The following is a 21,835-nucleotide window of genomic DNA, read 5'->3' as shown; positions in this document are numbered from 1 at the left end:
CAAGCCATGTTAGTTTGGGTCAGTACATCCATCTAACAACAATTCATAATACCTAGCACGAAACTGATGCCATTTTCTGATTAAAAGGCGCATAGAACACCAACTTTCATTCAGATTTCCACTTGCTATATTTTGTATTTTTAACCAGTTGTTTTAGAATCATTCATCAAATTTCGGCTAGAATAAATCTCTCTTTATCAAAATAAAAACGCCTCCCCATTTGGAAAGACGTTTGTTATTGAGTCGTCCCTATAATTTGACTTGCCTCCTCCTGTGTGATTAGTCCAAGTACGGCTGCTTCTTGTATTTGCTCTGGTGATGCCCACCCAAATTCGTATGCTGCTTTCCAGAACTCGTAATTCATAGCACACCTCCATCATTTCAACAATAGTGATGTAATACCCCTGCCCAATGCATCCAATTTGGACTTCACTATCTGTAATTCTTGCTTCGATCGTGCACTCTCTAATACTTGGACGACAATGAACTGACCTAACTTGACATCCTTCTGCTCAGCAATCTCTCGTTCTAATCCCGCTTGATTTTTTGGCTCCTTGCGAACTTCAAACCTCATTACGGCGTGACCTCCACACTTAGTATATGTGCCATCACTGGCAATTCATTTCCAGACTTGAAGTCAATGAGATATTGACCCTCATCCGGGAATGACATTGTTACGTCAATGGTATTGCTATCCATATTATACTCTGCTGAAAATATACAATCGGTTTGACATATGGACAACACCACTTCTTGATTAATATTGTTAATATCTACCAAATTTCCCTCATAATCTATTAATTCGAAATGTAGAATATATTCCGTACCTACTTTGGCATTCAGATGCGTGACATTGCATTTGAACTTCAGAAATGGGCATTTATAGAATTCAATGCCCTGTATTACTTCATATACGATATAGTCTTTCACGATAATTTCCATCCGATTGCCCCCTATTACTTACTTATGGATGCTGACCAATGAATACTCAAACAACCACCGCTACAACTAGAGCACGATGCACGACCTCGTACTATGAGAGAGGTTTTGAAATATATATTAGCACCCAATTGCACGGACGTAGGATAGTTAACGTAGTAATTAGGATTTGAACTTTCCGTCTGTTTTATTGGTGCAGAAAATACTACCGCCCCATCAGCCACTACCTCTATTGTACCGGTACATGTGTAGCTATTTGTTGGTATTACCGATAGGGCAGTCAATATACCTGCACCACTATAATTAACTAGTATCGTGTCAGATGAGCCGGTTGATATGCTGCTTACAGTATTGACATACCCAATAGTAGTCATCTTTGGTGTATGTGTTAGCACATTTGGATTCAGTGTACCAGTTAGATAATTCTTGATGTCCGCTATTTTAGCGTGTAGAGAACCAGTACCGCTAGCTGCATCTCCAGTCTGCCCCAGAGAACCCTCTAATGTATCCACGTACGCCGCAATTTGTGCTAGTCTAGCAAACACAGTAGAAGTACCGGCAGTATCAGTATTCAATCCTAATTTTGTTTCCAGGGTATCAACAAACGCTTCAAGTTGGTCAGTATACTCGGCAATTTGAGCAAGCCGTGCAAATAGGGTCGTCGTACCCGCTGCATCGGTATTTTTCCCTGTTCGTTTGAGTAGTTCCAGCACCTGACTAAGCGTTACCGCATCCATTAAACCACACTCCTCGCTACAGATGTTAAATTATCGTTTGCATCATAATTCAGTGTCTGCGTAATGGTTTTTCCCCCAACCGTTTCCCTAACTTTTGTTAATTTACCAGACGTATAGGTAAGATCTGTTGCTTTCACAACCGTTGTTCCATCTTTTTCTTCCACCCTTGTTAAATCCCCATTGGTGTAAGTGAGAACGATCGTCCTTGTATCCGCCTGCTGAATAATGGCTTGGACAAAATTTACGTCCAGATTTGTTGTCCCGACCTTAAGGAACGCGGAAAGATTAACAGCTTTCCTTCGATCTATGGAAGTAATGACCTGAGAAGCATCCGTCGCAAAATACCAAAGGGGAAGTTTAGCGTCCGCCGTTGCCTGGGAAGTTGTCTTTTTTATCACTCCGTCAGTATCAAGATAAATATACTGCCCCTGGGTAGCGTTTAATTCAATAGAGCCTGCTTGAATTTCGAAACGTACACCATTCACGTATCCTATGCCAGCCGTCCAACTTGCAGTAAGATCGAAAGAAGAAAAAATAAACCCTGGTTCGCTTCCAGGTGGAGACGCTACAAAACTGCCACCAAGTTCCCGAGCCAAGCTTTCCGCCATAATATGGGCATCTTCAATTCCTTTCTCTATTTTATTGGCTCGTGCAGCTGTGAACCGTGTCCCTTGCTGAATGACTTTAGGTTGTCCGGTAACCGGATCGATTTCTCCTGGATCTACCACATGGTCTACCCAGTTTGTCTTTTCATACGCCATTACATTCCTACCTCCACTTTCAGCTGAAGTTCAAATTCAAAGGCAATAAGTAAACCAGTCTCTGTCTTTGTAATAGAGACTGGCTTATGTACAAGCGTATTTCCTTCACCGTTAATAAGTGATGCGCTTTGAATTTGCCCTTGAGTAGTATTATCAAGATAAACGTACTTCGTTATTTTCAGACCATGTACAGCGGTTTTAAAAATAGGAAAGGCTCGTAATTGACCATCTACATTGATAAGTGCACTGGCAACGTGATTACTCAAATCATCGCGCAACAATTCCAACAGTAACGGTTGTACGATTGGTTCATTTGCCACTCTCTACACCCCTTCCTCAGAATAGAATTCATTACATACAGGATACTCTACCGAATAATGGCGTTCTGTCGCTCCTAAAAGCAGAGTTTCTTGATAAATACGGCCTTCTAAGTCATCCTCCGGGTAAAATTCCCCGCAGATAGGATATTCGATATCATACTGACGCGCAGAGACAGAAATTACAATGGTATCTGTTTCAACTCTCCCTGAAATTGAATAGCTGAGGTGTTTTGGCCGCATCTCATATACCATCTGCGACATGCCTTCAAAATCTGCAATTTGGTCCAAGTCTGCAATAATCTCAAATCGTTTTTCACGTCCGTACTCTACAATTTGTGCTTGTTTATTTTTTGTATAATCACGAATCATTCGCTGCATTGAAAAAGGTGTGATTACGTCAGGAACATTCAATCGTGCAATAACCTTGGCACGCTGTGATTCGAGAGGTACGCTTTCCGGAGCGACCGGCAACCCTACTTCCTTCTCCCACTGGTTTAGCCCCCATGTAGCTGTTTTAGGATTACCCTGACGAATGACATCCAGGGCAAAAGCAATCAACCTCTCCGATTCCCCTTCTACTGCACCAAAAATTCCATTTGCTTCTTTATTTTTTCGATAATAAGGCGGAACGATATGAATTAATCGCTGACTCATATCATCACCTCAAGTGTTACGGTGCCAACTACAGGAATTTCAAAGGAGTCAATCGTTTGATTGGTCATTTCTCCATTGATAGTCAGTTCATCATAGTCTTCCACACCACTAACGCTATGGAGAAGAGCCCCTGTTTTCGTGCGAATGATAGTCCTTGATGCCATCTCTACATCTTCATATTCCATTAGTTCGGTAAAGTACGATTGTAGTGCTTTTTTATACGACGCTGTCACCTCTTCCATGCTGTAATTCTTTAGTAGACGTACCTTCGAATAGAAATTGAATACTTTTGGTAATGCTGCCATAACAAATATACCGTCATCACCAGGGCCAAGAGGTCGCTGAGAAAGAATATGACGGCGCGCATTTTCTACAATCGTACTATCTGGAGACGTTCCGTTTTGTCCAAGTAAAACCACACGGACCGTATTCGGCCCGTCCACATTTTCAAATACTCGCGCAGCAGCAACACCTGGAACTTCGAGTGCCCATTCAATGTAATGAGCTCCATTCCCAGAAGTAGCTCGACGACGCACCTTTTGCCAGTATCGATTTCTCAACTCCTCATCCGATTCATCGTCTGTACCCCCTTCCAAATTCCCGAGTAATTCGACACTTTGTAAACCGTTAATTGTATTTACCGGAAGAAGTGTGGTACCGGCTGTGATTTTCCATGCTGCTCCTGCTCGTTCAGCCTCCAACAAGCCAAAGCCTACACCGTTACTGTCTAACACGACTGTTTCCGGAATAACAAAAAACAGAGGGGATATTCCCTCTGTCATGAATCGGGTTCCAGCTCTAATTTCTGAGTTTGGTATGCCAACAAATTTTAATTGTGGAAGGGTAAGTCGTGCCTTTGTAGCAAGTTTTCTCTCTATTCCTGCCACACTAACCGCTAAATCTAAATTTTCCCCTTCTGCGTATTCCACCCATAATGCATAATAAAGAGCCTGGATAAATTGGTAAGCATAATAAAACTCTAACGATACAGGTTTTAAAAAATCATACGGAATACTGCCCTCATCCACATTCATCGGACCAGTAATAGCTAGGTAATTTGTGATTAGTCGATTGAAGATTTCTTCTTCTGTCGGGATCGCAATCATTCCACATACACCTCCTGAGGAATGACGCCTTCATCAGTTATCATAACATAGTTAATCTTCAAACTCGCTCCTACCCATTCGAACTCGAAGTTTTCACAGCGGTCAACGCCATACAAATATTCAATCGCCTCTTTTACCAAACGCTCAGCCTCTGCTTGCTTCCATTCCCGGGTACCATCCGAGCGAATAAGCTGTTTTAATTCATGGCCGTAATCAGAGGTATAAATCGGAAAAACATAGCGCTCGGTACTAAGAGCTTTCTGTCCGTTTTGTTCCAGCGCTTCTACACCATCAATAATGACCGGCTTTCCATTTGATTGGAGAATAAACTTCCCGGTATTTATATCAAATGCATAGGTACGTAAGGAGCGTATCTCTTCCTCCTGTGGAGTTTCTTGGGCTGATTCTGGGAATTCAGGAAAAACACTCATGTATATCTCACCGCCCGATCCAAGATAAAATATAAAGAATCACAAGAAGCCACAATAATCCGATCGCCTTTTTTAAGCTCGTCTAAAAACTCAATTTCTCCTTCAATTAATTCGAAATCACTGTTGCTTAGCTCTATATACTTGTAATCATGGCTGCTCTGTGGTGGCAGTTTGGGGTATAAGTCATCAACGCTTTCGCTATACATTTTCGTTTTCCCCTGGTTTCGAATGCTGACTTTTCTCTTATGGCTGCACAAGTCTTCCGCAACAACGATAAACTCCTTGGTAATCGGGACTGACAATCCATCGATTTGTATAGATAAATCCGGAGGAGGCACAAGAACAGTGCCTAATTCCAAGCGCAGCTCACCCGAATCCTGAGATGTATGATTTGCTTCTGTTTTTGACCGGCTCTTATATGATGACTGTTGTAAAACGCCAGCTAATTGCTGAAATCCGTTCATGTTCCCGCCTCCTCCATCTGAAGCTGCAGCTTCATTTCATGATAACCCGGCCGAATCGTATGACTGTCCGACCAAACGGTATAAATTCCTTTTAATTCGGTAAACTCTTCGTACACCTCTATTTTTGTACCGGAAATGACATCATCAATCCCGAGGGAGGAAATCGAGGCTTCGTCTTTTACCTTGCTCAAATTCTTCAATTCCTGCTTAGCCTGGGAAACGGCGCTGCCTTTATTTTTGTCCTGTACCTCGATGACCTTAACCAGCTTCCCGTATTTTTTCATACCGGGCGCATCTGACTCTTCGTAAAGCAAAGCATTCGACTTGTCATCTCCCCCAATTACCCTTACTACGGTCCGCATACCAGCGATGGAACGCTTCCGACTGGCATCCAGTAAAGCCCCGCCTTGCTCAATCTTCCACCGCTTCGTTTGACCGCGCTGGGTGCCAATATAGGCTTTTCCGTTCTCAATCCAGCACCAATACCGAACACCGTGCGTTTTGTATATCTGGTTTAAAATATCGGCTGTTGCATCCCAAAGACTCTTGCCCCGAATGACCTGCTTTTCTACAGGTGGCATTAAACCAACACCTCCGATTGGAATACCTACTTGTTCGAACATACGCCGAAGCAGCCTATCAGCTGGCTCCCCTGTGGTAATAGCCACGACATCGTTATTCAACAAATAGTAGCCGTAGTCATAAGCAACAGGAGAAATATCGCCCTTTGCGTTTTTATTTAAATCAATCACGATACCCGAAAATAAGGAACGAGGTAAGCCTGTAAAGAAAGAGACCAGTTCTACAAAGTCTCCCTCTTGCACCTTTGGATCAGGCCAGAATTTGTCGCGTCCTTGGTGAAGTTTAATCTCTAATGTGCGCTTGGCTTCCTGTCTTCCCCCTGACCAGGTAGCCTCTGAAAAAGGAAGGATGATTGCTTTTTGGCCTCGCTTCTGTATATGAATTCGATAATCATAGTTCGGCTTCATTCTCTCATCCTCACTTCAATTTTGGCTTTCCACGCGCTAAATACTTGTCTACCAGCTTTTCCTTGCTACTTTTTTCTTTCGTAGAAGAAACCTTGGCCGCTTTCGTATCCGGCCGCTTTCCCTTTTTCTTTTTGCCTTTCTCATCCTTTGATGCCGGAAGAGGCTTCCATTTTCCGCTTGGTGCCTGAAAAGTAAGATTTACATTGGTGGATTCCAGTGTAATGAAGCGATACTCTTTCAGCGTTAGACTATACTCAATATCAAATCCATCCCAGTCATAAGAGAATTCACGAATCGTCGCTGCTGTATTGATTTTTCCTTCGCCAGTTATTACAAAACGAATGGGCCAACCTGTGTTTTTCCACCGCTCAATGGTAGCCACAAATTCTTCTGGAGAAGGAAATCCGGCATAATCACACAATCCAGGATCATAGGTTTCTGGCCACACGGAAGAAAACGAGTATTCTTTTAGCTTTGGTTCCCCAATAATGGTCGCTTCGCCAATGGCAACAAGATCGATATCATAAAAAGTATGATCCATCTTAACAGAAATCTTTGGAGGGAGGACGGGCAACCGTAACTTCTCCGTTCCGTTATTCCAAGACAGCCAGAATTCAAGATGTTTTTCTTTCAAACGTCCTCACCCCCCGGTAGATCATTCAAGAATGACCGTTCCATGACCGGCCATGATGTGCTGTAGTTTTTTCGCAATGATTTCTGCGATTTCATTCGCTGTCTTCTCCATGTCCACTTGTCCATCTACTCCCTGTGTAGCAAGCTGTGGCAAATGAAACTGATTTGTCATCGTAATGTACACCGCACCACCACCCACTGTATTGCTTCCTCCACCTGACGAAGTAGCGTTAGAAGGGACAAGAGAAGGTGAGAAAGAAGGCGTATACGTAGGTGCCCTATACGGTTCTTGGACAAATTCAGTGTTGATAGAAGAAAGTTGCGCCTCTGGAATATCAGGGATACCCGAAATAGCATAGTTCGGATGAAGTGCTACGTTCCCGAAAGCATCATTGAGGGCATCCGGTAATGCATTACTGGCATAAGCCACTCCTTCGGCCATCGTTTCTGGAATGGCCATACCGCTGTCTGTCAGGCGCGAGAAAGGACCTTTATCTGCGTCCGAGTGTGGCAAGAATTTATCGGCAATCGAAAATACTTTATTAATTGCTTCGCCCACTTTTCCAGCTACCGACATAATGCCATCAACAATTGTAGTCACGATTTTTTGACCGCTACTGAAAAGACCGCTAATCCATCCGTCTAACCATGAACCGATCCCGGTAAATACGTTAATAAAAGATGTTTTGATATTTTGCCATATCGTTGATAGGAACGTGGCTAGTGCTTGAAAGGCTGTCATTGCCGTTGTCTTAATCGTTTCCCACGTGGTAGTAGCCGTCGTTACCATCCACTGTAACGCTGCCAGAGCCGTACTTTTAATGTACTCCCATGCTGATACTAAGAACGCCATAAGCGTTTGAAATGCCGCTATCGCTGTATCTTTAACCCATTGCCACCCAGCAGCCAACGCTTGTGTGACAACATTCCAGTTATCATAAAGCCACCATCCAGCAGCAATCAAAAGAAGAACAGCGGCAATGACAGCAAGCACAGGCCAGAGTGCAGATAGTGACGCGATTCCGAATCCACCCATCGCCACGCTCATGGTTCCAATTACGGTTTGTAACGCATAACCAATCGTAATGAGAAGCAAAAACGGAGTAGCGATTAGCAGGAGAACTCCAAGCAGCATAAAGAAAGAAACGACCACTTTTGTAAGAAATGGATACTGTGCTGCAAAATCCCCGATTCCTTTGGCCATGTCTGCCAGCCATTTAGCTATTGGCTGCGCAATTTCTAAAACGGTATCTCCAATAGGTTGAATGGCTGTTTTCATTTCATTCGCCATCGCAATCCATTCATTTTTTGTCTTATCAATCACTTCCTGTGACTTTCCGGCAAAGTCATCGAGCGGTTTTGCGTTCATCATAGCCAATACAGCGTCGCGTCCTAAGTCCTCATATTGTGTGCCGAAGATATTACTCAGCACATCATCCTGCAGCTTCTGGTCTTTAATCGAGGCAATACCAGCTGTAATTGCCATAATCGCACTTTCTGCTTCTTTTCCTCCAGCTTTAATCTGGTCAAGCATCTTGAATAGCTTATCTTCTCCAAAGATGCTCTCCAGAGCGCCCAGTGCATTCTCATCCAGTGCTTTGTTTAACCGGATACCGAAGCTTTCTTTGAACGCATCGCCAAGTTTATCGAAGTTAAAAGCCCCTTTTTCCGCACCGGCTATAAACATACCCATCATCTTCTCCGCACTAATGCCGGCTTCTTTAAACTGTGGGCTGTATTCCCAGATGGTATCCAGCAAGTCATTTGCTTTGTCCCCGGTACGCTGGTAGGCAGCTGTAATCATATCCAATGCTTTTACACCATCGGTTCCCCATTGCATTTGCATGGCATTGGCCGCCTTTGCAATGCTTGCTTGATCCAAATCTCCCGCTGACATTTTCTCCAATGCCAGCGCCCCTTCTGCCGTCTTACGAATCTCCTCATCTGTACCTTTTAGCAATTGACGGAAACGGCTAAACGCTTCTGCAGCTTCTGTGGGTGTCTCTACTAAGCCAGACATGTATAGTTTTTTTACTGAGTCAGACATACTTATCATTTGCTGATCTGTAGCATCCACTTTCGCTTGTAACATATCCAGTGAATGACTCATTTCATAGCTTGAAGCAGCAGCTCCCGCAAGTCCTGCGGTGATGGCCAATCCGCCACCCAGTGCTGCACCTGCTAATGTTTCGGCCCCATCTGCTGCCTCTTCCATATCCGCGACAGAATCAGCCGCCTCATCGACGGCTTTCGCTGCTTCTTTCGCTGACGCTTCTAGTTCTCTCATTTTAGTAGAGCTAATGGAGGCAGCTTCCCGATCCACTTCATCTAATTCCCGTGCCAGTCTATCGGCTTCACGATAAGCATTGGTGGTTGCTTGTTCCAGTTGCTGCATAGCGGAATCATCCATGCTATTGAGCGCATCTTCTACATGATTGGCTGCATCTTCTACATCATCAAACGCATCAATTACATCTCCCAGGTATTTGAGGATGGAGGCAAGCTGCTTGGACATTTTCTCTTGAAATGAGAGCGTTGTTGTTACCGCCACGCTTATCGCCTCCTTCCTCTCCTAAAACGCCGCTGGTTCTGCGCTTTCTTCGCTTCTTCGTTTTTTCTCTCAATCTCCATAACCGTAGAAACGAGAATAAATTGCCTTTCTCGCTCTGGTAGAGACAAAATTTCCGACGGAAACTTCTTTTTTTCCTGCCAGATATACGAAAAGAGAGCCAGCTCTGGGCTCTCTTTAATTAGTTTTTTACGTCTTCTTCCTCTTCTTCATCCGTACTGAAATCACTAATGGATTCGATTTTTTCATACAGATCATTGATTTCACGCGGCGTAAATACACATGATACCACATCACAAGCCGCCACTTTATTATACTTAGCCAGCACTTGGGCAGAGTCCAGATGGAAGTTTGTCCGCTCCTTATCGATAGCTGCAATAATGATTTCCGATTTTAGCTTCAACTCATCAAACTCTACCTTGCGCTCTGCGCTTTTCTTTCGACCCGTTACCGACATCTTCATCGCCGCTTTACGTGCCTTGAAGTAAATATCACCTGGAACCGAGCGAATCGGGATTACAACGTCTTTTCGCTCCCATTTCCATTCCGATTTTGTATCAACTTCCGTATTCATACCCAGAAATTCTTCCATCGTTAAAAACTGACTCATCACTTCATTCCCCTTTCTTTTTTACACAAACTCATAGTCATCCACGGTACCTTCCAGCGGTGTATCTTCATCAATTTCACCGTGTGCCCATTTAGCCAGTGTCAGAGAATCCGGAGAGAACCCGGTAACCGCAACCCCATATTTTCCGGCAACAGGATCATCCATCCGTCCCATGAAATTTACTTTTTTCTCCGGGTTCTCTGCAAGATAACGGATGAGTGCTTGTACATTGGCTGTTCTTTCGAAAGTGACCGACATCGTAACATCGGAAGCGGTAACTCGATTACTTCTACGCAGCTTACCCATCCGCTTACTTTGTGCTTTTTCAAACTCCTCTGTTAGTTCGAATTCGATTGCTTCTGTTAATTCATTCCCATTTTGGTCATAGAAATGACCATGGGTACCAGAATACGTTTCAGCCATGCTACATCACCTCATTTCGCTTTGTTGTAGGTGTAAATTTTCTCAAGTGCATCCTGGTGTCTAAAGCCAGCTACAAAGTGACCAGCCGAGCGTTTTGGAGTATATATAGCATCCTGACCATAATATAGAGGGTCTTCCATATACTCGTAGTCAGGTGCAATAACTTCAATAGCGGCCAGCGGAGCAAACACCTTTTCTTTCATCATTTGACAAAAGGCGGCGCGGCGTGCAGGGCTGTTTGTATTTGGTTGTTTACGAATCCACTCTTTCCCCGCTTCTTCCTCGGCTAACAAGATGCTGTCAAACGTGTCAACCACACGAATCTTACCGAAATCACTGGACTGATCCGGCCCCGGAACAGTTAGAGTATTAACCGGCTCTTGGATGATGACTTTATCATTATCTTTGCTCAGCATCAGTGTCCCGGCTTCAATTAAATCAATTAAATCCGTATCCTGATCCCACTCAACGGTTACTTCATCAAAGTTAGTAATATATAGCGCCATTGTGTAATTAAGCGGCATAGCGGCAGCAAGAGAAGCGATATAAACAGCAACTTTGGAACTTGAGTATGTTTTTCCCCTCCATTTAACCCCGCTTCCTACGTTAATAACGGCCATATGATTCGCATCTTTTGAAGCTTGGATAATATCGGCTTTGTTTTTATCCCGGTTTGCATCACCACCAAAGACGAATTTAATGTAGTTCCCTTTATACCGCTGTTCATCTGTCCAATCCTGAGCTGCCGCATTTAATGCCGCATCTGCAACCCCGAGTGTAAAAACGCCATATTCCCCTTTTTTTGTAATGAGTTTGTCCAAGTAATCAGTATACTTGGTAGCCTCAACGCTCTTTCCGCTGTCCCCATCTGCTAGGTTTGTACCAGCGTTCGGGATAGGGAGTTCATCGGATATTTTAGTTAAAGTCACATATTCACTTCCGGCAAATGCAGCTACAAGCTCAGCATTTGTAGCACCTGTTTGGCTTTCTACCAGTTCGGCATCGAGATAAATTAAGATATCAATCAAAGCAGCATCCATAAGGTTCGGCTGCACAGCTACTTTGAGACGGTTGCCAAACTCTCCTTCATATTTAGCTTCAACTCGAATACAATCTCCGCTTGGACCAACAAGAATCAGGAAGGCTTTTTTTGCACTTGCTCCCGCTAGTCGATAAAGCAATACCTGTGTCGGACGGATAGAAATGGAAGAAGGTCGAATGGAGTCCGCCCAAATTAAGTCAAAGTCTTCTACTTCACCAAAAATATTTACAGCGGCTTGTTTATTTCGCACCCGAACAAATTCACCAATTGGCCCCCAATCGGCTACTATAGGCAATGCAAGTTTTCCGCGTAGTCCTGGGGTGGTTTGCTCCTCTATGAATGATTTGAGAAAAGAATATGCTCCAGAGAGCACCTTTTCCTCACCCGGTTGATAAATGCCCGCCATCTACTTCACCGTCCTTTCTTTAAATTTGTTTACGAGCTCTTGCGCCTCTTCAAGTGTCATTTCCTCTGGTGCATTAAAAAAGGCAGCAATCGCTTGTGTCCGTGTTAATCCGAACTTTTGCTCTGCCACCTTCATAAACTCTTCCTTTTTATGCTTAAAAGCCGTAGCTTCTTGCTTCTTTTCTCTTTTTGTCGTCACTCTATTGTCCCCCCCTTACGTAATACAGGATCATATCTACTGTAAAACTCTAATAACGGATCATACTCAATCGGGGTATACGGAATATATACCATGCATTTCAGTTCCATCGTCTGGTCTAAGCCATCCGGTTTCCAAAACGTTGGTCGGCATTCCCTTAAATAGCCGACTTGTTGACGTTCCTCATTAAATAGCGGTAAAACCCAACCTCGATCAGCTAAATCCTGTCGTACAGCTCTTACCACACTTTTTAATTGCACCGCATCCTTTGCCAGCAAAATTATATTCAGTGTGACTTTCTCCCGATAAGCATCAGGCCGGTAGGGTTCCGGTAGACGAATCGGCTCTTCCGCAAACCACATCGGCCGTTCAAAATCCTTTGGAATAGCGAGAGACTCCGTTGGTATCCCAGTTACTTTATACAACCAGTGGCGAATGGATAATGTATCATCACCCATCCTGGAACAACCTCCTTGCCAAATCTTCCAGCTCCTCATAAGCCAGATCATCAAGAACCGCCTCGATTTCGGCCAGCGAGCGAGCCAGATAACGAACCCCAGGGATACGCTGTCCAGTGAGAATGATGCCATAATCGGTTAGATTCGGATGATTGCCCTTCTTCCGCTCTTGCAGGAATTTTTTATACGCATTCGGATCATATCGAAATTCTCCACCTTTCCAGTACCCCGGCACAAACTGGCCTTTTCGCTGGGTAAACCCTTCCTCCACGTATCGGGCATATTCTACATTCGTACCCACGGTAATATCAGCATGACTCCCTTTCATGGAGAACTCAAAAACATTATCAGAACGGCCAACGGAAAGAGACCGACGCAGAACACCATCGCGCACCGGAACTCGATCCTGTGCCCCTCTTAGCACCCCATATCCAGCCGTTCTAGCTAGACGGCTCACAGCCTCTTTTACTTCATCTGCTGAGTTCTCCTTCAAGTGACGATATAGGCGTTCTAACTCTCTCTTATCGACTTTAGCCATTAGATTTCATCTTCCCCACCGGTTACAGCGTCAATTAAGCGAATAACGACCTCATAATGATGCAGGCTTTCCGCGCCATAAACCGGCACTGGCTTTCCTACTTCATAGAGGTCATCTGCAAACTCCGGCTGTTCAATTTTGACTCGCATCCCCGGCTTTAAACCAGCATACAGGGTATGCAAAAGGAAATCCTGTGCACTCGCTTGCCTGCCGGTTAGCTGCTGTATCTGCGCCGGAGAGCCGCCAACACGACAGGGGATATGCCGTGCGATAGGGACCCACTCACGACTTTCTGACTTACCGCCAGTAAAGGCGTCTTCTGCTGCTCCCTGTAAATCATATACCGTCATAGAATGACACAGCAGGCGTTCATAATGACTTAAATCAGCCATAGTTTTTGCTTCACCGCCACTTCTTCCGGTGGTTTCTTACCATACTTACGAAGAATCCCCTCGATTTGGTCATCCAGTTTCACATCCGTATACGATTCTGAATAGGTGCCCTGGGAGACGCTTCGTAGAGTCCGTTCTTCCGCGCCTCCTTTAGCAATCATCGCTGTGGCCAGCTTCAAATCCTCAGGAACCGGGTTGGGCACTACCACCTGACCAGCGACATAAACATTTGCCCGCAGAACAGCCCCGTTAACCTTCGTTTCTGGCCAGGATGCACACTCCGGATAAAACCCGAGAAATTCCTCACTTGTCAGAATCGCCATCGGCATTCACTGGTTCTCTTTCGAGCTTGTATCCGAGCGCTGCATAAATGACCTCAAACGCTTTTCGGGTAACCTGCAACTTCTCTTTTCCCTTCACAATCGAAACGATATCATTGGGCTTCATGCCTCTCTTCTCCTTTCTGGGTATCTATCTTATGATGCTACGTACCCAATAGGTCGCAGCACACCAAAGGCACTCTCTTTTACGACCAAGAACGCCACCTGGAACGTTGCTTTTAAACCAACCATATCCTGCTCAGCAAGAGAGAGTGGCTTACCATCTGCTCCCAGCGTGTTCTGCAGCGTCGCTTCTTTCAGAATTTCATATTCGATATTCTGCAAGATACCGATACGTGACTTTTTGTAGTCACCCGCAATCAAATCTGCTTTTGTTTTATCCCAGGCACCGTTACGGCTGTATTCAATCGGCAAGGAGTATAAAGAGTCCTCCGTTACACCGTCCCGGATGCTGGACAAGTAAAGAGGGTCTCCATTGGAGTTTTTCAGGCCACGCAGCGATGCTTTAAGTCCGAAATGGGCCGTAAACGCGCGCGGTTCCTGGTCACTGGCTTCCACTAACGCCATTACACTGTTTACATCATCGGCAAGGTTTTGACCAGCTACCGAGCCACGAGTAAATTCATTTCCTGCGTTTACTGCTGCAGATAAAATGTTTGTCGCAAACGGAGAGTCCGTTCCCATCAGGGTAGCTGCATCAAGTTTGGTATAGAATGCTTCCGCGATGTGCGGCTTTAACTCTTCAAATACATCGATTTTCGCACGGTTCAGCGCTTCTTTTGTCATTGGGATAATGACCGCCAGCTTTTTAGCCGTAAGCGTCACCTGCGCCCAGGTTGGTTTGCTGGTACTAATACGTTCGCCCTCACCAACCCAGTAAGCGCCCGGACCGTCAAGCAGCACCGGGATTTTCTTTGTGGCCGTTGTCATTGGTTCTAGCTGCGCCAGCTTCATAATGGAAGAGCCGCGGATAACATCTTTAATGATTTCATTCGACGTTTCTTCCGGAATAAGGCCCGTCAATTCGTTACTTAATTGCGCTCCAGTACCATTAAAACGCTGCAGATTCATTTTCATTTTTGATTTATACATAAGCATATATCCTCCTTAAATACGCTGCATTTTGCGCAGGTCTGAAATATTAGGGATGCTTGTTTTTGTATTGCTCGGCGGCTTCTGTTCTGGCGTTTGACCTGTAGGCTTTCCATCCGCCTTCAACCAAGGTTTAGCTGCAACCAAATCACTGACATGCTTATCGATGTTTTTGATTTTTCCGCCATCTGTTACTTCTACTTTCGACAGGTCAGCCAGGCGAATCGCATCGGACAGTTTTTCCGGGTCAATCCCCTGTTTAATGGCTTCCAGAATAAATGCATTCTCCACCCGTAGGGACTGGATTGTGCTGTTTGCTGTTTTTAGTTCCGCATCCCGCTCTGCAAGCTTGGTTTCTGCTGTTTTATTGGCTTCCTCCTTTTGTTTATGGGCCTCGATAATTCCCTTCAAATCTTCTGCTTTCTCAATGCCTAACGACTTCAAATAATCGGTGACAGCGCCCTGCAAAGCTTTGTCATAGTCCTCTTGCGTCTGGAAAGACACTGCAGGTTGCTTATTTTCACTGCCTTGGCCTCCATTGTTTTGACCACCTGCAGCTGCTTCGCCCTTACCACCTCCGTTACTACCAGTTCCGGCACCTCCGTCTCCGCCTTGGCCTCCACTTCCTCCCTCACCCCCTTCGCTGAATCTTTGAATGTTAAACATCCAGAATTTCTTCATCTTTTCTTTCTCCTTCCTTATTCAGTGATTTTTAAAGAAACATGCCGCGGGTACTGCTCAGCGACTGCCTGCAGCCCAAGCAAAGCGGTTTGCATAATAGCAGAAACAGCAGCGCAAACAATGTCTTTGCCATGTTCCGCGTAATTGGAATGCCCTACTGCCTCTATCTTCATTTGACCATCAGCCATTTTCGCTGTGATATGAATCAATTCACTTCCCCCTTTTAAGACAATAAAAAAACACCCGTTTGATTGGGATGCTTGTTATGTGGCTATTCCCTTTTCTTTTGCCCATTCTTCATACGTTCGAGCTTTTGTATATCCGCTCTCTTTTCCAAACTTATACGCACGTTCACGCTCAAGACTTTCTAGCACTTTCGATTTCATCACCGGCCGCCAGTACGAACGACAATTCGGGTGATTTGGGATTCGTTCTCCCTCTTTCCCCGGATTTGCCGGTGTATCATAATCCAACGGGAACTTTTTTCCATCGACTTTGCGACACACCTTAGAGGTTTTGGTATCCAGCGTGGCGCAAAACTCTTTTGCTTCGATAATGTCGCTGTTCGCCTGGTATGCCAGACTTTGTCCCTGAGCTGCAGCTCGGTTCAATTCAGTGCGTGCCAGCCGGACTGCATTGGACCAGCTTTCCGTTGTGCGAATCATGATTTCCTTTGACGTGCGTGTAACGCCCCATCCCTGCACAGAAGCACGGGTAATAACATCCTCAATAGCAGCAGCTAAAAGGTCGGTTCTGAGCCTGATTCGCTTGGAAAAATGCCGCCCTTCCCACTTATGCTCAACCGCCGCTAATATCATCGGGCCGTTTAGCATCGGTACGTTTACCGAAACCCCAAAGTCCTCCTCGATAAAGTAGAGGTGATGATATAAACTTCGCTTGTATTCTTCCCCCCATACAGCCCGTAATTGTGCTTCTTCCTGCGCACCAAGGTCGAACAGAATCTTTTGTATCATCTGCATAATTTGTTCAAGCTGAATGGCACTGTATAAGAAAGAAGGATATTCCTCGTTTGTTTCGGCATGCTTTGCATACAGCATGGCCACTTCCTTAATGATGCTGCTGGTTACACTGCCGAAAAGTTTTTTCAGACGAGTCGCGTATGTAGCAATGCGCTTTTCTAAATCAATCTGATACTGTTCTTCCCGGCTCATGCTGTATCACCCAGTAAGCCATTCTCGTCCTCATCCTCTTCATTATCCACGGCCAGCGGGTCCATTAAGGCCATACGCCTTTGCGCTTCTTCTTCCTGTTCGGCTAGTAACTTCTTACGTGATGCCTGAGGATCGTCAACAAACGGCAGTAATGCCAAACGTTCTTCATGCGATAACTCGCCTATTAACTTCGTGACGATATCGACCATCTCTACAATGTTGACCGGCATGTTCTTGCTGAACTTAATATCAATGTCCTGATAATTCCATTGCTTCCTGTATTTCATATTCAGCATGCCCGTAAGTATCCGCAGTCGATTTCGCAGCCCCTTGCCATACTGCCGCATTTTAATTCCGGCTTTAATATCTGCATGATAAAAGATGAGTTTTAATGCAATGCCAGATGGCGCATTTCCCACCTGATCCGGGCGAAGATGCGGCGTACCGGATTGGTCAAGCAAAGACTCTATTAATCGGTTAATCGTATTTTCCTCATGTTGATCCTGTAAATCCCATGTAATCGGTACGGCTTTACTACCCACAAGAAAATGAGAAGTCCAAAACATCTTTGCGAGATATTGCCGCTTTCTTTCCACGTCGGTAATCAGATTGCCCTCTTCGTCATAGAGAATCAACTCATCCAGATCAAGATCTTCAAACATGATTTTTGGATTTTTAAAATACTCCTGTACATTGACCTTTCCGGTAATGGCTTTGTTAATCGCATCAAACAGGTTCTTTAAATCAGCAAGGTCCCCCATCCCCTCAATCATGCCATCATCCCGCGCTGCCTGATGCTTACGTGGACGATTCACGTAATGCGTCCAGGGAACAACCGGTTTGGGTTTCACCTTTCCATCCTGATCCGTCACGAGCACTGTAATCTTATGAAGATAAGGATTATCCGGGCGGGAAGTATCCAGCACAAGGGATTCCCCTTCCTGCTTTAGATAACTAATTTCATGCTCATCATATACTTCGACACGGAGCTCGTTTCGTTTGGCCGCATCATTCCACACGTGATAATAGCGAATGACCGCAATAAGCTTGGCTTTTACCGTTGTATCATAAACAGCTATGCATTCGTCTGCCGTAAACGGAGTCATACAAATCTGGCCATCTTCATCAAAATAATAGTATTCGAACACTTCACCATCGATGGAACCATTTTCAATGAGTTCGTACGTACTGCTTTCTTCATCATTATCAACGAATATCGCCTGTAGCTTTTCAACAAACTCATCCAGCCCTTCTTTTTCCGCGTTTGGCGCATAGCGAATCGGATTGCTGGCAATATAAGACGTACTAAAATCAATAATTTTCCGTGCGAAGTTCACAACAATGCGGTTATTTGGCTTCCCTCTCTCTTCTGGCTGCTTCAGGATGTCATGCTCGCCGTCTACATACTTCCGCATAACGGAGTAATCCCGCGTTTGATGCTTTCGAATTACATCGAGCACCCATTTCCATGTGTTATTTTCTTTGTTTTCCTGATAAAACTGCTCAATCAGCATCGTTTGCATGGCTTTTCACCCCCTCTATGCAGCAATCTTCCACGGAATCATGTTAAATCGCTTAACCAACAACTGATGGAACGTTTTACTGTTCCATACAAGGTAACGCAGTGCGTCCATTGCGTGATCATCCCCCTCAGGGATTTCCGCTTTGTCCCCTGTCGCGTCTTCCGGGTATCGATAATTCGTTAATTCCTGTATTACCTCTTTCAAATGATCACTGATAAAAATGTTTGGCCGTCCATTATCCGATTTCACCGGAAACAGCGAAGCAACGGCGCGTAGCCCCTCTTTCAAATGCTTCTGCGCGGCCTTGGCAGGCAATCCATTGGTCAGATATGTTTTTATATTGCTTGGGTTCTCAGAGTCACACCAAAAACGAGAAATGCGCCATTTCTTCATCAACTTTTTATCCTGTTCAACCCAGCAATCAGACGAACCAGGAATTAAAATCTCCATTCCCGGTTTATAAATCGCATCGACAATCCAAAGCTCGCCGTTTGCGGTCATGGCACCCACAATGGTCGTGCCAGGATTAGAGAAGCCCCAGTCCTTCCCGGCTTCAATGTGGACGAAATCACCATTTTTAAATTTCTCTTCACATAGCTGACGCGGAACCACATGAATAGAGCGATTAAACTCTTCGAAAACCTGCCCAAAAAACACATCAAACCGGGCATAAATCTCCCGGTCTACGTATCGCTTTGGCATGGTTTCAATCATGCGTTGAATATTCTTCTGTAGCTCCGGCAGCGGATTATCTTTACTCGTCCAGTAAAAATTTTTCCATTCCGGATCGTTGCGGTAATCGCCCGGTTCGCCGCCAGCATCCGTATACTGGCCGTTGAGTACCACATCCTCATAAAACCAGTTCATTCCCTCCGGCGTGGTTGTCCATATCGTCCAGCCACCTTTATCGGCAAGTGCGTATGATAAATATCCGGACCACGTTTCCTCCTTCATCTTACTGGCCTCGTCCAACCAGGCACCGTCCAACCCTTTACCAACCAGTGTTTTGGGATTGTCAGCGGACTTAAACTGAATGAGGATATATCCTTTCAACCATATCCGGTTCTTGGATAGGTCCCAGCTTTCAAGCATTTCTTCCGGAATTACACAGGATAATTCCTCTTGCTGAATTTCGGACATGGAATAAGTCGGTGCCACACACCAGTATTCCAGGCGCGGTTTGGGCTTTTTCATCAGCTTTAGATTCTTCGGCGGCTTGTACGGTAGACCTTTTCCTTTTTCGATATCCTCCAGAATACGGTCGAAGAACTTACGCGCCCCTACATTCGTTTTTCCACCACGGCGGCCACAATTCAGCACAAGGTTCCTGACGTTAGATTCCATAACTTCAATCTGCTTGGCATGCGGCGTCCAGTCAACAAAAGGATTAACTTCCAGAATGATCATCTGTCCACCTCCGCACAACAATCTGTGTAGGCTGCTCATCTTGGTCTGATTTCTTCAAGAGATGGAGTTTTTCTTTTTCTATTGCTAGTCTTTCATTGACAATGCCCCGCTTATAGTCTGCTTCCAGCATCTCATGCTTCTGCTTAATTGCTCTAAGCAGCTTATCAGTGACGCGGGTGAGTGCTTCTTCAATGTTTAAAATATCGTCGATGGCACGGAACTCCGTTTCCTCAATCTCTGTAGTGACCAATTCCTCACGCTGCACCGGAACCACTTTCGTCTGGCCAGTCTTTTCATCGTGCACAGTGACCGCATCCTTCACTTTGCGCAACTCCTGCAGAACACGCCGCTGTTTCTCTGTCAGACCGTTCTCCTTTTGCTTAATACGTTGCATCATCCTGTGCTCGCGCCAGGAGAGCTCGCGAATTTTTAAATCGATTTGCACAAGTGGGTCGGTCGGAATGGCATCGAACCGTTCCTTTTCCTCATCATCTAGCAAATCCAACATTAGAGATTCGTATTCGCCAGTGGTTACCGCATTTTTATTACCTAGCGGTGCACCACCGCCACTGTTTCCTGCAGCCCGTTTGTTCCCCGGTGGAGCGCCACCATTATTCCCTATTGCGTTTTTATTTCCAGGTGGGGCTCCTTTCCTTTTGGAACGTTTCGTATTTTTTAGAACGTTCCGTTTTTCTGATTGGAACGTTCCATTTAATCTTTCTTCCCAGTTATCTTTGTTCTTCCATCCTCGGACCGTTCCATCAGCTACGCCTAAAGCAGCGGCAATATCCTTTAAACTTAACGTTCCGCCACTCTCTTTCCACATTTCAAACGCTTTTCTTCGATTCGGATTTCTTTCTCGTCCCACTACATTTCACCCACCTCCATAATCTGGTTTGAGTTGAGTTTGTTTTTATAAGTTATCTCGCTGCAGCTCCAAATCAATTTCAATCAGCTTCTTTAAATCATCGACCGTTTTGATTTCAATCCGGCCTTCTTGAAAATCTTTCACCCATCGTGCAATGCCAGCATGAATGATTTTTCGATACTTTGACTTCGACTCCACGATGCTTTCCATCGTCTCTATTTCATGCTGCAGCAGTAAATTTTCCTTATCACCAAAACAAGAATATTCGTTTGTATTTTTCATTGAATATACCCCCGAGTTCCATGTAAAATGGAAACAGGATAGCAGCTTTCCCTTCCGTGGCCACGGTGTTCTGCTATCCTTCGTCGGGGGTGTACCCGGCATCTTATCAGGAGGGCGTTTGCAGCGTCCTCCTTTTGCTTTTCAGGCGCTATGCCACTTCATCGATGCGAGAAACGAGTATCGGCTCAATACCGGTTGCTTCATAGAATCGCTACTTAATCACATCACAGAATACCGGGTCCAGCTCGAGTGTTCGGCATTCGCGGCCCATCTGTTCGCATGTCATAAGCGTCGAACCACTGCCACCAAAGAAGTCGACAACAATATCTCCTTTCTTACTACTGTTGCCAATCGGAATCGCTAACAAATCCAACGGCTTCTGTGTCGGATGAACATACTTCGTCACATTGCCACACGACACTTCCCATACGGTTTCCGGTGCCGGAATCTCAACCGGTAGCCCGGCCTTCCACACCGTCGTTTGCTTTCGATCACCGTACCAGGCTGGCGCTTTCCCTTTGATGTGTGCATAAAATACTGGCTCGTGCTTATACCGGTACTGCGCCCAACCAAAGCTCGGTGCGTTCTTCACCCAGATACACTGTGAACGAGTCACAATTCCAGCAGCATTCATTGCGTTCTCAAACTCTCGCTGGTACGAAGACGGGTGAAAAATATAAATCGCCGCGTTCGGTTCCATGATCGCGGCGTAATTAGCAAATATGTAATTGAGAAATACGATAAAATCTTCATCGGACATGTCGTCATTTAAAATGGAGTCCCGACCATCTGCCGCAAG

The 21,835-nt window shown here is 45.1% G+C and carries 30 protein-coding genes; all 30 read right to left on the bottom strand.

Translation table 11 applies throughout. The features are described from left to right. Positions 1-235: 235 nt before the first annotated feature. A complete protein-coding gene (locus B2899_RS14290) occupies positions 236-364 on the bottom strand; it encodes an XkdX family protein (protein WP_286886707.1) in 129 nt (42 codons plus the stop codon). Positions 365-573: 209 nt separating this feature from the next. Beyond that, the gene (locus tag B2899_RS14285; protein ID WP_220558954.1) at positions 574-942 is read right to left on the bottom strand and encodes a hypothetical protein; all 369 of its coding nucleotides are present in this window, start codon (positions 940-942) and stop codon (positions 574-576) included. 14 nt (positions 943-956) lie between these two features. Further along, positions 957-1,676, bottom strand: coding sequence for a hypothetical protein (locus B2899_RS14280; protein WP_220558955.1), 720 nt, complete (start codon positions 1,674-1,676; stop codon positions 957-959). Continuing rightward, positions 1,676-2,437 (bottom strand): hypothetical protein, encoded by a 762-nt coding sequence (locus B2899_RS14275; protein ID WP_220558956.1) that lies wholly within the window; start codon positions 2,435-2,437, stop codon positions 1,676-1,678. The genes B2899_RS14280 and B2899_RS14275 overlap by 1 nt, the downstream gene beginning before the upstream one ends. After that, complete coding sequence (locus tag B2899_RS14270) at positions 2,437-2,757, bottom strand: hypothetical protein (RefSeq protein ID WP_246615629.1); 321 nt, start codon at positions 2,755-2,757, stop codon at positions 2,437-2,439. The genes B2899_RS14275 and B2899_RS14270 overlap by 1 nt, the downstream gene beginning before the upstream one ends. A 3-nt stretch (positions 2,758-2,760) precedes the next feature. Then, positions 2,761-3,411, bottom strand: a complete 651-nt coding sequence (locus B2899_RS14265) for a putative phage tail protein (RefSeq protein ID WP_220558957.1) — start codon at positions 3,409-3,411, stop codon at positions 2,761-2,763. After that, on the bottom strand, positions 3,408-4,517 hold the full coding sequence (locus B2899_RS14260; RefSeq protein ID WP_286886702.1) for a baseplate J/gp47 family protein: 1,110 nt from the start codon (positions 4,515-4,517) through the stop codon (positions 3,408-3,410). The genes B2899_RS14265 and B2899_RS14260 overlap by 4 nt, the downstream gene beginning before the upstream one ends. Next, the gene (locus tag B2899_RS14255) at positions 4,514-4,948 is read right to left on the bottom strand and encodes a DUF2634 domain-containing protein (protein WP_286886701.1); all 435 of its coding nucleotides are present in this window, start codon (positions 4,946-4,948) and stop codon (positions 4,514-4,516) included. The genes B2899_RS14260 and B2899_RS14255 overlap by 4 nt, the downstream gene beginning before the upstream one ends. After that, on the bottom strand, positions 4,945-5,412 hold the full coding sequence (locus B2899_RS14250) for a DUF2577 family protein (protein WP_286886700.1): 468 nt from the start codon (positions 5,410-5,412) through the stop codon (positions 4,945-4,947). The genes B2899_RS14255 and B2899_RS14250 overlap by 4 nt, the downstream gene beginning before the upstream one ends. Beyond that, positions 5,409-6,401 carry an XkdQ/YqbQ family protein gene (locus B2899_RS14245; RefSeq protein ID WP_286886699.1) on the bottom strand — a complete coding sequence of 331 codons (993 nt, stop codon included), beginning with the start codon at positions 6,399-6,401 and terminating at the stop codon, positions 5,409-5,411. Before B2899_RS14245 ends, B2899_RS14250 begins: the two co-directional genes overlap by 4 nt. Before the next feature lie 10 nt (positions 6,402-6,411). Further along, positions 6,412-7,035, bottom strand: coding sequence for a hypothetical protein (locus tag B2899_RS14240; protein WP_286886697.1), 624 nt, complete (start codon positions 7,033-7,035; stop codon positions 6,412-6,414). Positions 7,036-7,056: 21 nt separating this feature from the next. Next, positions 7,057-9,585 (bottom strand): phage tail tape measure protein, encoded by a 2,529-nt coding sequence (locus B2899_RS14235; RefSeq protein WP_286886694.1) that lies wholly within the window; start codon positions 9,583-9,585, stop codon positions 7,057-7,059. Between the two features lie 199 nt (positions 9,586-9,784). Next, entirely contained in the window at positions 9,785-10,213 is a 429-nt protein-coding gene (locus tag B2899_RS14230; RefSeq protein ID WP_286886692.1) for a phage tail assembly chaperone, read from the bottom strand. Between the two features lie 21 nt (positions 10,214-10,234). Beyond that, on the bottom strand, positions 10,235-10,636 hold the full coding sequence (locus tag B2899_RS14225; protein WP_057898513.1) for a phage tail tube protein: 402 nt from the start codon (positions 10,634-10,636) through the stop codon (positions 10,235-10,237). An 11-nt stretch (positions 10,637-10,647) separates the two neighbouring features. Then, entirely contained in the window at positions 10,648-12,084 is a 1,437-nt protein-coding gene (locus B2899_RS14220) for a phage tail sheath N-terminal beta-sandwich domain-containing protein (protein ID WP_286886688.1), read from the bottom strand. Further along, the gene (locus B2899_RS14215; RefSeq protein WP_057898511.1) at positions 12,085-12,282 is read right to left on the bottom strand and encodes a hypothetical protein; all 198 of its coding nucleotides are present in this window, start codon (positions 12,280-12,282) and stop codon (positions 12,085-12,087) included. It lies immediately after the preceding gene. Beyond that, on the bottom strand, positions 12,279-12,740 hold the full coding sequence (locus B2899_RS14210) for a hypothetical protein (protein WP_286886684.1): 462 nt from the start codon (positions 12,738-12,740) through the stop codon (positions 12,279-12,281). The genes B2899_RS14215 and B2899_RS14210 overlap by 4 nt, the downstream gene beginning before the upstream one ends. Then, the gene (locus tag B2899_RS14205; RefSeq protein WP_057898509.1) at positions 12,733-13,278 is read right to left on the bottom strand and encodes an HK97 gp10 family phage protein; all 546 of its coding nucleotides are present in this window, start codon (positions 13,276-13,278) and stop codon (positions 12,733-12,735) included. Before B2899_RS14205 ends, B2899_RS14210 begins: the two co-directional genes overlap by 8 nt. Beyond that, complete coding sequence (locus B2899_RS14200) at positions 13,278-13,670, bottom strand: hypothetical protein (RefSeq protein ID WP_286886681.1); 393 nt, start codon at positions 13,668-13,670, stop codon at positions 13,278-13,280. Before B2899_RS14200 ends, B2899_RS14205 begins: the two co-directional genes overlap by 1 nt. Continuing rightward, the gene (locus tag B2899_RS14195) at positions 13,658-13,999 is read right to left on the bottom strand and encodes a DNA-packaging protein (protein WP_286886679.1); all 342 of its coding nucleotides are present in this window, start codon (positions 13,997-13,999) and stop codon (positions 13,658-13,660) included. Before B2899_RS14195 ends, B2899_RS14200 begins: the two co-directional genes overlap by 13 nt. Next, the gene (locus B2899_RS14190) at positions 13,974-14,117 is read right to left on the bottom strand and encodes a hypothetical protein (protein WP_204244859.1); all 144 of its coding nucleotides are present in this window, start codon (positions 14,115-14,117) and stop codon (positions 13,974-13,976) included. The genes B2899_RS14195 and B2899_RS14190 overlap by 26 nt, the downstream gene beginning before the upstream one ends. A gap of 29 nt (positions 14,118-14,146) precedes the next feature. After that, positions 14,147-15,103, bottom strand: coding sequence for a phage major capsid protein (locus tag B2899_RS14185; RefSeq protein ID WP_286886675.1), 957 nt, complete (start codon positions 15,101-15,103; stop codon positions 14,147-14,149). Between the two features lie 15 nt (positions 15,104-15,118). Further along, positions 15,119-15,784 (bottom strand): hypothetical protein, encoded by a 666-nt coding sequence (locus tag B2899_RS14180; protein WP_057898506.1) that lies wholly within the window; start codon positions 15,782-15,784, stop codon positions 15,119-15,121. 17 nt (positions 15,785-15,801) lie between these two features. Then, positions 15,802-15,993: a ribosomal-processing cysteine protease Prp gene (locus B2899_RS14175; protein ID WP_286886673.1), complete on the bottom strand. Its 192-nt coding sequence runs from the start codon at positions 15,991-15,993 to the stop codon at positions 15,802-15,804. Between the two features lie 54 nt (positions 15,994-16,047). Further along, positions 16,048-16,956 carry a minor capsid protein gene (locus tag B2899_RS14170; protein ID WP_286886671.1) on the bottom strand — a complete coding sequence of 303 codons (909 nt, stop codon included), beginning with the start codon at positions 16,954-16,956 and terminating at the stop codon, positions 16,048-16,050. After that, positions 16,953-18,479, bottom strand: coding sequence for a phage portal protein (locus tag B2899_RS14165; RefSeq protein WP_286886669.1), 1,527 nt, complete (start codon positions 18,477-18,479; stop codon positions 16,953-16,955). Before B2899_RS14165 ends, B2899_RS14170 begins: the two co-directional genes overlap by 4 nt. A gap of 15 nt (positions 18,480-18,494) precedes the next feature. Next, positions 18,495-19,886, bottom strand: a complete 1,392-nt coding sequence (locus tag B2899_RS14160; protein ID WP_286886668.1) for a terminase large subunit domain-containing protein — start codon at positions 19,884-19,886, stop codon at positions 18,495-18,497. Continuing rightward, positions 19,867-20,754, bottom strand: coding sequence for a phage terminase small subunit (gene terS / locus B2899_RS14155; RefSeq protein ID WP_286886666.1), 888 nt, complete (start codon positions 20,752-20,754; stop codon positions 19,867-19,869). Before terS ends, B2899_RS14160 begins: the two co-directional genes overlap by 20 nt. Positions 20,755-20,799: 45 nt before the next feature. Beyond that, positions 20,800-21,036 (bottom strand): hypothetical protein, encoded by a 237-nt coding sequence (locus tag B2899_RS14150; RefSeq protein ID WP_286886664.1) that lies wholly within the window; start codon positions 21,034-21,036, stop codon positions 20,800-20,802. Positions 21,037-21,247: 211 nt separating this feature from the next. Further along, positions 21,248-21,835: DNA-methyltransferase (locus B2899_RS14145; RefSeq protein ID WP_286886662.1), on the bottom strand; the 588-nt coding region annotated here is incomplete at its 5' end.

The sequence above is a fragment of the Aneurinibacillus sp. UBA3580 genome (genome assembly GCF_002375825.1).
Taxonomy (GTDB): Bacteria; Bacillota; Bacilli; order Aneurinibacillales; family Aneurinibacillaceae; genus Aneurinibacillus; species Aneurinibacillus danicus.
Note: the sequence above shows the minus strand (reverse complement) of the source record. Positions and strands in the feature narration are given on the sequence as shown.